Here is a 13161-nt window from a genome sequence, read left to right as displayed (position 1 = left end):
ACCGGGCTATCGTATTATAGCAGAGATTCGGCGTTTTGGCAATCTCTATTCCTTTAAAACGCCCTGCTCCAGCATCGACTGGGCTGCCAGCATCGCCCCCAGGCGCCCGCTGTGGTAATTCAAACCGCCCTGCATCCACGCCGCATAGGGCTCGCGCAGCGGAGCGTCGGCGGAAAGCTCGATCGAAGCCCCCAGCGTAAACGCGCCGGCGGCCATAATTACCTTGCAGTCGTAACCGGGCATATCCCACGGCTCCGGCACAACAAACGAGTCGACCGGCGCGCCTTTCTGCACTCCCCGGCAAAACGCCACCAGCGCCGTTTCGTTTTCAAGCAGCAGCGTCTGGATAATATCCGCGCGCGGTTCATCATAATTCGGAGAAACTTTGTACCCCAACTGACGGAACAGCGCCGCGGTGAATACCGCCGTCTTGAGCGCTTCCCCTGTCACGTGCGGCGCGTGAAACGCACCCATAAACAACTCGCGGTTGTTGCCCAGCGTCGCGCCGATTTCACGCCCCGTGCCCGGCGTCGTCAGGCGATAGGCACACATTTCCACAAGCCCCTTTTTCCCGGCGATGTATCCGCCGGTCGGCGCGACGCCGCCGCCCGGATTCTTGATGAGCGAACCCGCCATCAGGTCCGCCCCGCGCGAAACCGGCTCCGTCCGCTGCACAAATTCGCCGTAGCAGTTGTCGACCATCACGATGCAGTCCGGCGCCTTCCGCTTGACCATCCTTGCGATTTTCTCGATCTCTTCCACAAAAAGCGACGGCCGCAGGCTGTACCCGCGCGAGCGCTGCAGATAGACCATCCGCAGCCCCGGCTGTACCCGGCGCTCGATTTCATCGTAGTCCGGCTTTCCCGAAGGAGTCATATCAACCTGCTCATAGCGGATCCCGAACTCTTTAAGCGACCCAATTCCGTTACCCGTCAGGCCAATCACGGATCGGAGCGTGTCGTACGGAATTCCCGTCACGCTCAGCATGGTGTCGCCGGGGCGCAGAACCCCGAACAAAGCGACCGTCAGGGCATGGGTTCCGCTGACAAAGTTGTGCCGCACCAGCGCGTCCTCCGCCCCCATCGCGTCCGCAAACACGCGGTCAAGCGCGTCGCGGCCCCGGTCGCCGTAGCCGTATCCGGTGGAAGCCGCAAAATGGCTTTCGCTCACGCCGTTTTTGATAAACGCCGCCAGCATCCTCTGCTGATTATACTCTGTGTTTTTTTCAACGGCTTCCATCTGCGGGCGAACCATGTCTTCCGCGCGCTCCGCCGCGTCCAGAATTTTCTGATCAATTTTAAAAAAAGGATACAAACGATCGACTCCTATTCCTGTTCAAACGGATTCTTATGTATTTTCGGCCGTCAGCGAACGCCCTCTCCGCCCGCGGACGACAGAACCGGCTTCCCCTCGCGGTCCGGAAGCGGCGTCAGGCCGCCGGCGTAACCCGACTGCATCGCCAGATACTGCACGCCGGTTTCCGTATCGACAAGTATTTTCACAACGTCCAGCGTTCCCTGAGAATAGACCGCTTCAAAGCGTTTCTCTTTCATTTTGTCCTCCTAAAACCGGATTTGAGCCCATCTGCCGTCCGGTACAAAGCCCATGGAACGGTAAAACTCTTCATTCTCGCCGTCCGCCCGCAGGAGATAGACCGCCTCGCGGTTCAGCAGCGCCGTCAGCGCGGCGACCGCACAGCGTCCCAGTCCTTTGCGGCGATCATCCGGCAGCACGGCCACGGCGGATAAGACCGCGGCACGCTCCGTCATGGAGGAACACAGGGCGCACGCCGCCAGCCTTCCTTCGGTATGGATTCCGACGGATACCGCCGCCCCATGCCGCGTCCGGTAGGACATATCCATGTAAAACGATTCGAATTCCGGAGGAACAAACGTCTCGCTTTTCGCCTCGCACAGCAGAGCGTAGATTTCGCGCAGGCCGGGGTTTTGTTCCACGTCCGCGTGGAACGGACTTTCCGCCGCACCGCTCAGACGCATGATTTCGCCGCGGCCGGAGACGGGCAGCCCCAGATGCCCGGCGGCTTCTTCCGGGCAGGAGACGGTTTTTGCATCCAGCATGCGCAGAAACCCGGCCAGCTCCTCCCAGTCGGCTTCACGGCTTTCCAAAACAACCGCGTCGTCCAGCTTTGCCAGCGAAGAGCCGCCGTCCTGAACCCAGAACCGGGCGAACGGTTCCCCCGCGCCGTAAACCTGAGCCATCGAGCGGATTCTGACGCCGAACGGGTTGTCCTCCGAAGCGATGATGTCATTTTTAGATTCTATGAGTTTTATCATACTGAGTCTGTTTCAGCGATCCTTTCAGCCAGAACGGCAAGCAGCTTTTTCGCCTCGGCATAGTCGTCCTGAGAGATGACCCCGACCGGGGAATGCAGGTACCGGCACGGCAGCGAGACCGCGGCCGTGCGGACGCCGGAACGCGAGGAAAAAATCGCGCCCGCGTTGTTGCCCCCGGCAACGGCGCGCTTGGGCTGGCACTTGATTTTCGCGCTTTTCGCCGCTTCAAAAGCCAGATTGTAATAATCCCGGTCGTACACGGTCCGCCGGTCCATAAACGAAAGCACCGGGCCTTCGCCCACGCGGCATACGTCTTTCTCGCGGTCAACTCCCGCCACATCGGCCGCCGTGGTGCATTCCACGGCAATGGCCGCCTGCGGGTTCACCGCGAACGCGGCTGTTTTCGCACCGTTCAGGCCCACTTCCTCCTGAACGGAAAACACAAACGTCGTGTCGTACGGGAGGCCGTCCTTCATCAGCTCGATCAGCAGCGCGCAGCCGGCGCGGTCGTCCAGCGCCTTGCTTTTCACCATGCCGTGCGACAGGTCGAACACCGAGTCAAACACAACCGCGTCGCCGGGGCGGACGCATTGTTGCGCTTCGGCGCGGCTGCCCGCGCCGATGTCGAGATACAAATCCTTCATCGGGACGCTTTTCCCTTTTTCGTCCTCTTCCAGAAGATGAATCGGCTTCGCGCCGACCACTCCCGGGATTTTTTCCTCAATCCAGACGGTCTTGCCCGGCAGGACGCGGCGGTCGATTCCGCCGACGGACGCAAATTTCAGCAGTCCGCCGTCCGTGATATCCGTGACGATCAGCCCGACCTCATCCATATGCGCGTCGAGCATCAGGCTGGTTTTCGGCCGTTTTAATCCTTTTTTCACCGCGATGATGTTCCCGAGCGGCGTCAGCTCCACCGAATCGGCAACGGGTTCGATTTCCCGTAAAATGATTTTCCTCACCGCGTCCTCGCGCCCGGAAATCCCGTGCGCCCCGCAAAGCTCGCGAAGCAGTTCAAACCGGCCCATCAGCCCACCTCCCGCAGATACGCGGCGATCAGCTGCGCCGTGTTTTCAATGTCTTTAAGGTCGATGACCTCCGCCGGGGTGTGCATGTACCGCAGCGGCACCGAAATGAGCGCGGTCGGCACGCCGGACCCCGTCGTCGCGATTTCGTCGGAGTTGGTGCCGGTTCCGCCGCCCATGATTTCACGCGTCCACGGCATCTTTTTCTCTTCCGCAAGCCCGATCAGCCTGTCCGTCATGCTTCTGCTGAGCACCGGCGCGATTCCGATCATCGGACCGCCGCCGAGCGAACCGAGGTTCACGTCCGGAACCCCCGGCTGTTTGGCAAAGCTGACGTCGACCGCGATGGCCTGCGTCGGCCGCGCCGCGAACGCCCCCGTTTTCGCGCCCGCCCCTCCGGTCTCCTCCTGCGCGCTGAACAGAACCGTTACTTTGCAGTTCAGCTTTTCCTGTTTCAAAATCTGCGCGCAGCGGCAGAAGACCGCAACGCCGGCGCGGTTGTCCAGCCCCGCCGCGGAGACGCGCGTCCCCAGCAGGCGCTTCGGATTCGTGCGAAACAGGACGCGGTCGCCGGGACGCACCAGCTTTTCCGCCTCGTCGTGCGAAAGACCGACGTCCACAGCCATTTTATCAACCGGCTCGACCTTGTCCTCTCCGCCCTCCTGTAAATGCGGGGGCGTGCAGCAGACGACGCCGCAGAGCGTTTCCGCGCCGTAAACCGTGACCGCCCCGCCGGGCAGCACGCGCGCGTCGGTCCCGCCGCAGCGTCCGATCTTCAAAAAACCGTTTTCGTCGATTCCGGTAACGATCAGTCCGATTTGATCCAGATGCGCGTCGAGAAGGACATGCTCCCGCGCATCCGGATTGCCAAACTCCGCCGTCAGATTTCCCATCCGGTCCGTTTGCACCTTAGCCAGACCGGAGAGCTCCGCCGCCGCGGCCTCGGCCGCGGGCGACTCCCCGCCCGGGGTGCCCGGGGCGGAACAAAGGCGGAAGATAAGCTGTTCCAATTCCTCCAAAAAAATTCCCTCCTGGTTTTTCATTTCTATTTCAGCGCGTTGACAATTTCGCGGAAGCGTTCGCCGCGCGTTTCATAATTCGGGAACATGCCGAAGCTGGCGCAGGCCGGGGAAAGGGAGACGACGTCACCGCTCACGGCTTCCCTGCGGCAGAGGTCCACCGCTTCCTCCAGCGACTGCGCGTGGAAAATCTTCAGATTTTCCGGTTTGTAGTTCGGCGAAGAGACAACCGACTGTTCGATCTTGTCCGCCGTCTGGCCGATGAGCACCAGCGTTTTGACCTTGTCCGCGATGACGGGCCCCAGCGGGTCGAACGGAATATTCTTGTCGTAGCCTCCGGCGATGAGCAGAATGCGCTTGTCGAACAGCGAAAGCGCCCCGCTGATCGTGCGGCTCGGCGTCGTGCCGATGGAATCGTTAAAGTACTGCACTCCCTCGAATTCCCGCACCAGCTCGTTGCGGTGTTCGACGCCGGCAAAGCTTTTCGCGACCCCGACGATCTCGTCAATTTTCGCGTATCCCCAGACGGCGCAGATCGCGGCCAGGTAATTTTCAATGTTATGTTTTCCCGGAATGCGGATATCGGAAGCGTGCATGACACGCGTTTTGTCCGGGCCGTTGACAAAATAAATCTGCCCGTTTTTGTCCATATAAGCGCCGTGCTCCACCGGATGCCTGCGGCTGAACAGCAGGCACTGCCCGCGCACATCCCGCGCGAAAGAGGCGGTCACCTCATTGTCCGCGTTCAAAACCGCGCGCCCGAACGCATTCTGATGCAGAATGATGTTCCTTTTGGCGTCGATATACTCCTGCATATCCTTGTGCACGTCGAGATGGTTCGGCGTCACGTTCGTTACGACCGCCACATCCGGGCTGCGCCGCATCGAAATCAGCTGGAAGCTGGAAAGCTCCGCGACCGCGGCGTCCTCCGGGCCGACCTGCTCCACGCGGGGCAGCAGCGGTTCGCCGATATTTCCGCCGAGGTGAACTTTTTTTCCGGCGCTTTCCAGAATTTTTGAAATCACGGTCGTCGTGGTGGTCTTGCCGTCGCTGCCGGTTACGGCGAAAATCCTGCACGGACAGGTTTCAAAAAACATCTCCATTTCGGAGGTAACGACCGCTCCCCGCGCGCGGGCCGCGTCCAGCTCCGGAAGAGTATAGCGCATCGCGGGCGTGCGGAAAATAATTTCCTCGTCAAGATTCTTGAGGTAGTCCTCGCCGCACCGCAGTTTCACCCCCGCGCTTTTCAGCTGTTCGGCGGATTCCCCCAGCTTTTCCTCCGGCCGCTTGTCGCGCGCCGTGACGGCGGCGCCCTTTTTCGCGAACGAAACCGCCAGCGGAAGGTTGCTGCCCCCGATGCCGCAGAACGAGACGCTCTTCCCCTTTATCATCTGATAAAATTTTTGAATATCCATTTTTACGATTCCTCTTCTTCCGTGTATTGGGTCTTGTAATTGTCCTTATTATACTTGCCGATGTTGGAAATATCAAGGGAAAACGGGCGACGGCGGGGAAAACCCGCCGGTTTTTTCCCGCCGTGTTCCGCCCTCGGGAATCGGGCTGCCGAAGCGCCCCGCCCCGGGCGCAAATCATAAAGAAAGCCGTCCCCTGTGACAGGAACGGCCCGTTTTTCATTGATTTTCAGTAAGACACGGCGCATCGGCCGAAATAATCCGCGGCGCGGCTGACCGGCATCGGCTTCGCATAGCGGAAGCCCTGAATCTTGTCGCAGCCGCACTGGCGGGCAAACCGGTCGTGCTCCTCGGTCTCCACGCCCTCCGCGGTCACGATGAGATTGATGTTGCGGAACGTGCGGGTCAGTTCGCGAATCATGATATTGCAGCGACGGTTTTTCATCGAATCCCAGATCAGGCTCTTGTCGATCTTGACCACGTCGAACGGCAGGTCGATCACGTTTGTAATATTGGAATACCCGGTGCCGAAATCGTCCAGCGCAAACTGGATGCCGGAGCGGTTCAGCTCGCGGATCTTCTCGGCAATCAGCGTGTAGTTGCTGATGAGGATGCTTTCCGTGATTTCAAACAGAATCCGGTTGGGCGAAATGCCGCTTCCGCGGATGATCTTTTTCAGGCGCGGCACCGCGTCCTCCCCCATCAGCTGCACGACGGACAGATTGACGGAAACGGTGTCGATATTGATCCTGCACGCCAGCAGGTACCGGATGTATTCGCACACGCGCTCCAGAACCATGCAGCCGATTTCTATGATCTGCCCGGTTTCCTCGGCAACCGGGATAAACCGGTCGGGGGGAATATAGACTCCGTCCGGCCCCTTCAGCCTTAAAAGCGCCTCCGCCTCCGTAAAATTTCCGTCGCAGATGCTGTACAGAGGCTGATAGTATATTTCGAACATGTTTTTTTCGATCGCAATGTTCAGCCATTCTTCCATCCGGCGCTGTTCTTCGCGGTCAAAGCCTGTCCAAAAAGAGGATCCGGACCGGCCGGCCGGCGACTGACTTTCTTCTGAATTCGGCATCAGAATCACTTCCCAATGATTTTTTCCGGGCCTTGTTCCAATGAAAATCGACGGAGCTTCCGACGCAAAACATCTGCGTGCCTAAAGCGCGGCACGGTTTCAGGCGCCTGTTCCGCGCCGCTGGATTATTGAATTAAGATTGTCCAAATACCCCGTTTGCCCCCCTGCGCTTTCAACGCCGCCGGAAGCGGTTCAACCGAAATGCCGCGGCTTTGGCTCATGATTCCGCTTTTTCGCTTCCTTTGTGCGGTGAAACCGCCGAAATCCGCCGAAAACGTGATTTTTCCGCGAATTCATCCATATCCTTCCGAAGAGCACGGTCATCCTGTATAAAACGCTACCTTAATCCCTGTGATTTTTATCATAATTAACAATGCTATTATAATCCAGCACTCTTGGAAAGTACAGTGCTAAAAACAAAAATTTTCATATTCAGAAACAATTACAAGGATTTTGAAATGAGTCCGACCGAAATTATCGGATTTGACGAAAGCACGTTCCGGGCCCGAAAGTTTTACCGTCCGGTTATAAAATACGTATATTTGAGGGCTTTCGGTCTGAAAATATGATTCAGGGGTGAAAATATGAAAAAAAGACGGATTGCTACGCTGGCCATTGTCCTGACGATCATTCTTTCCCTGGGCGGAGCCACGGTTTACGGATATACCCAGGCGGAGCGTTACAAAAGGGATCTGCAGTACGGATATACGCGTTCGCTGAGCGATCTGCGCGACTGTGTCGACAATATTCAGATTACCTTGAACAAAGCGGTGTATGCGAACACGGCCACGGAGCAGAACGGCCTCGCGGCAAAGCTGATGAGGGAATCCAGCATGGCGAAAGCGGCGATTTCCGTGCTTCCGCTGACGGAAAATTCCGTTGACAACGTGAGTAAATTTATCACCCAGGTCGGCGATTTTTCCATGAGCCTCTCCAGGAAAATATCGCAAGGGGATGCCATCAGCGATACCGAATACAAGTCCATGCAGAATCTGGAGTCCTACGCGAAAAAGCTCCAGAAAGATCTTCAGGACGTTGACCCGGATTTCAGTTCCACGGACTTCAACGATTCCCTGAAAAACACGGAACAGGATTTTTCGAATTTCCCGTCCATGATTTACGACGGCCCGTTTTCCGACCATATCGGCCAGATGAAGCCAAAGCTGACCGAGGGAAAGAAAACCATCCCGCAGGGCAACGCGCAGAATCTCGCCGCGGCTTTTATCGGTCTGAAGCAGTCGGAGCTGACCCATACGCAGGATACGGAAGGAAATATGCCGACCTATAACTTTACTGCGAAAGACGGAGCGATCCGCATCTCCGTAACCAAGGCGGGCGGTTATATCTCCGAAATGGCGAACACGCGCTCGGTCGGCGGGAAAAAGCTCGACTACAAGGCGGCCTCCGAAAAAGCCCGCGCCTTTCTGGACGGCAGGGGAATCCAGAACATGAAAGAGACTTATTACGTCATGAACGACGGCATCTGCATGATCAACTACGCCTATCTGCAGGACGGCATTCTGTGCTACCCGGACCTGATCAAGGTGGGCGTCGCGCTGGACAACGGAGAAATCGTCCGCTTTCAGTCCGCCGGGTATCTGATGAACCATAAGAGCCGGACGCTGAACGCTTCGCTTTCTTCCGCGGACGCGCAGAAAAAGGTCAGCTCGAGCCTGACGGTCAAGCTGAGCCGGCTCGCGCTGATTCCGACCCCCGGCCTGAACGAACTGCTTTGCTGGGAATTTCAGTGCACGGGCAACAACGGCGACCGCGTTCTGGTCTATATCAACGCCAAAACGGGCTACGAGGAGGATATTCTGATTCTGGAATCCTCCGACAACGGAGTCCTGGCCCGCTGACGGTTTCCTCCTTAGCTAAAGCCGTCGTCGTTTCCGCCGGCCAAGCCGGTGGTTAATTTCGGTTAGACAATGAGAAATTTCGGGAATGGGCACTGCCTTTCGGCTGAATTAGTGTGTGGTAACTAATTCTAACCGATGCACTCATTCCCGTCTCTTTTTTTCTTTATATGTCCAATAATTGTAGCCCTAGGAAATATTTGAAAATAATTTTGACAAATAATAATTATAATTTATAATAAAAGCAGCGGTAATTCCTACATCTCGCCATCATCGAAGAATGGCATTTGAAAAAAGCGGGTCAATTCCATTTGGAACAGACGCAGATCCCTCAGGGAAATTACCGGATTCCTCCTACCATAACGCAGAATCCAGTCAACCCCAACTGGGCTGAAAAAATTTCACTCTATAGAGTAATGAGGGGTGAGAGAGTTGCCTCTTTCTCACCCCTGCGCCTGTTTCTTTTCAGGGATCCTATAAAATATTCTGTTCGACCGGATTCTATTTCACGTTCCTATTTTAGGATATATCATTCGAGACGCTCTCCGGAAGAAATTGCTGACCCACACAGGGGCTATTGACTCTGTGTGAATGAAATATAAGGAATAAAATGAGAATGGGGGATCGCAGTGAATGTTTTATCTGCCGTCGTCAGTGCTCTGAAAAAACACCGGCTATTATACTCGGTTGTTTTGACAGGGGTTGTTGCGCTGGTGGCCGGAATCGTGCTTGGCGTCTTTCTGGAGCGGAATGCGGGACTGTCGCTGTCCGATCGTCTCGAACGTCGAATCGGCACGGCGAACGCCAAGATTGTGTCATGCACAAAAACGGGATCGTCGCTTAAACTCACAGTAGACTTCAAAAATGTTTCACCGGGAGAAGAAGTGCCGTCCATGTCTTCATCCGATTCTATGCCGCAAATCTGGGATATCGCAAACTACGGGATAGCCGTTGCATCCGTGCAGGAGGAATTGATCTCCAATTCGCGGGAAAGCGACATTGACCGCGTGGCCATCGTCTGTCAGCATCAGGGGGAAGCACTGGTCACAATCACGGGTGACCGGGCGCCGAAAAGCGAGGCCCCATTCGGCAATTTTGAAGCACACAACTCCGATGGGTCAACGGTAACTCTTGGTTTCTTTTGGCAGAACGATTCCTCCGCATCATCCGTCCCGTAACGGTCAGGCTGGGGCGCGCGCAGGTCGTCTCGTTCCGGAAATCCGAGGCTCAAGCCCCCTTGCGCCGCCCCCCCAACACACAGCGTTTCTAAAACGGCACGCAGTTCAGGGTCACCCCAAACTGCGTGCCGACTTTCTGTTTCCGCGAATTACCCAAGAAGTTTGACCAGAACCGCCTTCTGCGCGTGCAGGCGGTTTTCCGCCTCGTCGAAAATTTCTTTCGAGTGGCTTTCGAACACTTCCTCCGTGATTTCCTCCCCACGGTGGGCGGGCAGGCAGTGCTGCACGATCGCATCCGGTTTTGCCGCTTTCATCACCGTGCCGTTAATCTGGTATCCCGCAAAATCTCTGCGGCGCTGCTCCGCTTCGTCCTCCTTGCCCATGGAGGCCCACACGTCCGTGATGACCACATCGGCGCCGCGGGCGGCTTCCGCCGGGTCCGCCGTCATGCTGAACGCCGGGTGCGTCACGGCAAAATCCAGTACGTCCTGCGCGGGCTTATACCCGGACGGACAGGCGACGGCGACTTCCATTTTCATTTTCAGAGCGCCGACGATCAGCGAGTTCATCATGTTGTTTCCGTCGCCGATGAAGCAGAGCTTGAGCCCTTCCAGCGCGCCCTTGTACTCGCGGATGGTCATCAGGTCCGCCAGAACCTGGCACGGATGGGCATAATCCGTCAGGCCGTTGATGACCGGAACGGTTCCGTTCGCTGCGAGCGCCTCGACCTCCGACTGCTTGAACGTGCGGATCATGATTCCGTTCAGATACCGGGACAGCACGCGGGCGGTGTCCTGAACCGGTTCGCCGCGGCCGATCTGCAGGTCGTCGGAAGAAAGGAAGATCGGCAGGCCGCCGAGCTGATACATGCCGACTTCAAACGAGACGCGCGTGCGGGTGCTGGCCTTTTCAAAAATCATGCCGAGCGTCTTTCCCGCAAGATGCGGGTGCGCGATGCCGTGCTTCTGCTCGTATTTCAGTTGGTCCGCCAGGTTGAGGATCTCCGCGATGTCTCCCGCGGTCAGGTCCATCATCTTTAATAAATGGTTCATGTCGGTTCCCTCCTGCCGTAAATTACGGTTCCAATGTGTCCAGTACTTCCCGAAGAATCGCGAGTCCTTTGTCCGCTTCATCCTTGGAGACGACAAGGGGCGGCAGCAGGCGGAGGACGTCCTTCGCGGTCAGAATCAAAAGCCCGTGTTCCACGCATTTCACCGCGATTTCGCCGACGCTGCCGCGGGCCGGCTTCGCGCCGAGCATCAAGCCCATGCCGCGCACGGAGGATACCCCGTGCATTTCCGCGAGCTTTTCGGCAAAATAATTCCCTTTTTCCCGAACGTCTTTTAAAAATTCAGGTTCGGCCAGGCGCTTCATCACCACCAGCGCGCCCGCGCAGGCAATCGGGTTGCCGCCGAAAGTCGAGCCGTGCGTGCCGGGGCCCAAAACATCCGCGAACGGTTCGGCGCACAGGCACGCGCCGAGCGGAAGGCCGGAGGCAAGCCCCTTCGCGCTTGTCACGACGTCCGGCACAACGCCGTAATTCTGGTAGCTGTAAAAGGTTCCCGTACGGCCGACGCCGGTCTGCACCTCGTCGACCATCATCAGGATTTTCCGCTGTGTGCAGAACGCGCGCAGCTCTTTGACGAACGCTTTGTCCATCGGCACCACGCCGCCCTCGCCCTGAATCAGTTCGAGCATGACGGCGCAGGTCTTTTCCGTCACGGCGTTTTTCACGCTTCGCAGGTTCGGCTCCGCGTAGGAAAAGCCGGTTGTCAGCGGGGCAAAGTACTCGTGGAACTCGTTCTGCCCGGTCGCGGCGAGCGTTGTGACCGTCCTGCCGTGAAAGGAGTTTTTCAGCGTTACGATTTCCGTGCGGCCCGCACCCAGCCGGTCCGTTCCGTACTTGCGCGCAAGCTTGACCGCGCACTCGTTCGCCTCCGCGCCGGAATTTGCGAAAAACACCTTTGACATTCCGCTGAGCCTGCAGAGGTTCTCCGCCGCCGCCGTCTGAACCGGGCTGTAATATAAATTGGAGATATGCTGCAAAGTCCCCGCCTGCTTCGCCACGGCGGCCGACCATTCCGGGTCGCAGAAGCCGAGCGAATTCACTCCGATTCCGCTGGCAAAATCAATATATTGTTTTCCGTTCACATCGGTTGCGGTCGCGCCTTTCCCGGAAACAAGCGCGACTTGAAAACGGGAATAAACGGGCATGATATTCTGCTGTTCCTGCTGTTTTACCGCTTCAAAGGTCATTGTGGAATCCCTCCGTCCTAGTACATCATGGTTCCGATCCCCTCATCGGAAAACAGTTCAATCAGGATCGAATGGGGAATTCGACCGTCGATGATATGGGCGCGCTCGACTCCTCGTCGCACGGCGTCCACGCAGCAATCGATTTTGGGAATCATTCCGCCGCTGATAATCCCCTGATTCCGCAGCTTCGGCACGTCGCTGACATTGACGACGGGAATCAGCGTGGTCTCGTCGTTTTTATCGCAGAGAAGGCCGCGAACGTCGGTCATCAGAATCAGCTTTTCCGCCCGCAGCTCCGCCGCGATCCGGGCCGCCGCGATATCCGCGTTGATGTTGTAAACCTCTCCGTTCCCGCCGCCCGCGACGGTCGAAATGACCGGGATATACCCGTTTTCCGTCGCGTGATGGATCACCGCCGGGTTGATTTTGGTAATCTCCCCAACATAGCCGAGGTCTTCGCCCCCGTCCAGTTTTTTCGCGGTCATCAGCCCGTCGTCCAGCCCGCAAAGCCCGACGGCGCGCCCGCCGTGCCGTTCCAGCAGCTGCACCAGGTCCTTGTTGACCTTGCCGGCCAGCACCATCTGGACGATATCAATGGTTTCACGATCGGTGTAGCGCAGCCCGCCCACAAAGCGGCTCTCCTTGCCGATTTTCCCGAGCATCGCGTCGATTTCCTTTCCGCCGCCGTGCACCACGACCACGCGGATGCCGATCAGCTGCATCAGCACGATGTCGCTCATGACGGCGTCTTTCAGCTTTTCATCGACCATCGCGCTGCCGCCGTATTTCACCACAATGGTTCTGCCGGCGTGAGTCTGGATGTACGGCAGGGCCTGCACCAGCACCTGAGCCCGGTCCGTGTTTGAGATCTGCATATGCGTTGTCTCCTGTCCCGCGGCGGGTTGCCGCTCCCTTCTGCCCCTCAATTTCACAGGCAGAGTATTTTTCGTTCCGTTCGGCAAAACAGTAATCAGGCTCCTCTTTGGACCGTCCATGAGGACGAAACTCGACGGGCGCTTGAAGATTTTGAAAGCCTT

Annotated in this window: 13 protein-coding genes; 2 read left to right on the top strand and 11 right to left on the bottom strand. The window is 57.4% G+C overall.

Translation table 11 applies throughout. The annotated features are described in order from the left end of the window. Nucleotides 1-45 precede the first annotated feature (45 nt). The 8 genes from CAFE_RS09315 to CAFE_RS09280 are packed head-to-tail and all read right to left on the bottom strand — an operon-like array spanning nt 46 to nt 6834. Entirely contained in the window at nt 46-1314 is a 1269-nt protein-coding gene (locus tag CAFE_RS09315) for a methionine gamma-lyase family protein (protein ID WP_156990464.1), read from the bottom strand. Between the two features lie 50 nt (nt 1315-1364). Next, nucleotides 1365-1553 carry a DUF6440 family protein gene (locus tag CAFE_RS09310; RefSeq protein WP_156990463.1) on the bottom strand — a complete coding sequence of 63 codons (189 nt, stop codon included), beginning with the start codon at nt 1551-1553 and terminating at the stop codon, nt 1365-1367. A 9-nt stretch (nt 1554-1562) separates the two neighbouring features. Next, the gene (locus CAFE_RS09305) at nt 1563-2294 is read right to left on the bottom strand and encodes a GNAT family N-acetyltransferase (RefSeq protein ID WP_066645838.1); all 732 of its coding nucleotides are present in this window, start codon (nt 2292-2294) and stop codon (nt 1563-1565) included. Further along, nucleotides 2291-3322, bottom strand: coding sequence for a M42 family metallopeptidase (locus tag CAFE_RS09300; protein ID WP_156990462.1), 1032 nt, complete (start codon nt 3320-3322; stop codon nt 2291-2293). The genes CAFE_RS09305 and CAFE_RS09300 overlap by 4 nt, the downstream gene beginning before the upstream one ends. After that, complete coding sequence (locus CAFE_RS09295) at nt 3322-4338, bottom strand: M20/M25/M40 family metallo-hydrolase (protein WP_156990461.1); 1017 nt, start codon at nt 4336-4338, stop codon at nt 3322-3324. The genes CAFE_RS09300 and CAFE_RS09295 overlap by 1 nt, the downstream gene beginning before the upstream one ends. Before the next feature lie 26 nt (nt 4339-4364). Then, on the bottom strand, nt 4365-5753 hold the full coding sequence (murD, locus tag CAFE_RS09290) for a UDP-N-acetylmuramoyl-L-alanine--D-glutamate ligase (RefSeq protein WP_156990460.1): 1389 nt from the start codon (nt 5751-5753) through the stop codon (nt 4365-4367). 2 nt (nt 5754-5755) lie between these two features. Further along, nucleotides 5756-5998, bottom strand: coding sequence for a hypothetical protein (locus CAFE_RS09285; protein WP_156990459.1), 243 nt, complete (start codon nt 5996-5998; stop codon nt 5756-5758). Further along, a complete protein-coding gene (locus CAFE_RS09280; protein WP_156990458.1) occupies nt 5980-6834 on the bottom strand; it encodes an EAL domain-containing protein in 855 nt (284 codons plus the stop codon). The genes CAFE_RS09285 and CAFE_RS09280 overlap by 19 nt, the downstream gene beginning before the upstream one ends. Nucleotides 6835-7418: 584 nt before the next feature. Between CAFE_RS09280 and CAFE_RS09275 the strand changes: the two genes are divergently transcribed. After that, complete coding sequence (locus tag CAFE_RS09275) at nt 7419-8693, top strand: PepSY1/2 domain-containing protein (protein WP_066645826.1); 1275 nt, start codon at nt 7419-7421, stop codon at nt 8691-8693. Between the two features lie 626 nt (nt 8694-9319). Further along, the gene (locus CAFE_RS09270; protein WP_156990457.1) at nt 9320-9868 is read left to right on the top strand and encodes a hypothetical protein; all 549 of its coding nucleotides are present in this window, start codon (nt 9320-9322) and stop codon (nt 9866-9868) included. A gap of 149 nt (nt 9869-10017) precedes the next feature. On the opposite strand, the gene argF is transcribed toward CAFE_RS09270, so the two are convergent. The 3 genes from argF to argB are packed head-to-tail and all read right to left on the bottom strand — an operon-like array spanning nt 10018 to nt 12999. Further along, on the bottom strand, nt 10018-10920 hold the full coding sequence (gene argF / locus CAFE_RS09265) for an ornithine carbamoyltransferase (protein WP_156990456.1): 903 nt from the start codon (nt 10918-10920) through the stop codon (nt 10018-10020). A 22-nt stretch (nt 10921-10942) separates the two neighbouring features. Further along, nucleotides 10943-12124, bottom strand: a complete 1182-nt coding sequence (locus CAFE_RS09260; RefSeq protein WP_156990455.1) for an aspartate aminotransferase family protein — start codon at nt 12122-12124, stop codon at nt 10943-10945. 17 nt (nt 12125-12141) lie between these two features. Then, complete coding sequence (gene argB, locus CAFE_RS09255) at nt 12142-12999, bottom strand: acetylglutamate kinase (protein ID WP_066645818.1); 858 nt, start codon at nt 12997-12999, stop codon at nt 12142-12144. Between the last annotated feature and the right edge of the window lie 162 nt (nt 13000-13161).

The sequence above is a fragment of the Caproicibacter fermentans genome (genome assembly GCF_009746625.1).
In the GTDB taxonomy this organism is placed as follows: domain Bacteria; phylum Bacillota; class Clostridia; order Oscillospirales; family Acutalibacteraceae; genus Caproicibacter; species Caproicibacter fermentans.
This window is presented reverse-complemented; position numbering and strand designations above follow the sequence as displayed.